The sequence below is a fragment of the Crossiella sp. CA198 genome, assembly GCF_052078295.1.
In the GTDB taxonomy this organism is placed as follows: domain Bacteria; phylum Actinomycetota; class Actinomycetes; order Mycobacteriales; family Pseudonocardiaceae; genus Crossiella.
The window spans coordinates 1-548 of the sequence record NZ_JBQJIM010000078.1 but is presented as its reverse complement, the minus strand read 5'-3'; the positions used below and the strand labels follow the sequence as shown (position 1 = coordinate 548).

1 rRNA gene is annotated in these 548 nt (G+C 56.8%); it reads right to left on the bottom strand.

The features are described 5' to 3' along the window. Positions 1-441: 441 nt before the first annotated feature. A 16S ribosomal RNA gene (locus ACTOWY_RS44815) occupies positions 442-548 on the bottom strand; the annotation flags it as partial.

Here is a 548-nt window from a genome sequence, read left to right as displayed (position 1 = left end):
GCAGCCTCCTACGTCCTTCATCGGCTCCTGGTGCCAAGGCATCCACCGTATGCTCTTAACAACTTGACCACAAAGATGCTCGCGTCCACTGTGTAGTTCTCAAAGAACAACCAGACACCACCACACCACGCGACACCAAACCCAAACCATTGTTTGACGGTATGAACGCTAGTAGCAGAACTGGAACGTTCGCTTCCTCAAGAGCAACCCGCTTACGCGTGTTCTCTCAGGACCCAACAGCGTGCCGAACACCCCGTCATCCCTCACCACACGCACACTCGTTCCACACCCGAACACTCAGGCAGTACTAGAAGCACGCATCGCAGATCCGACAGCGTTTTCACCAGTAGTTCCACAATTCTTTGAGCGCCGCAGCCCCAAACACGGTCGGCTTGGACGACTGACGGAACCCCACCCCGAAGGGCGGAATGTGCTCCTTAGAAAGGAGGTGATCCAGCCGCACCTTCCGGTACGGCTACCTTGTTACGACTTCGTCCCAATCGCCAGTCCCACCTTCGACCACTCCCCCCCTTACGGGTTGGGCCATG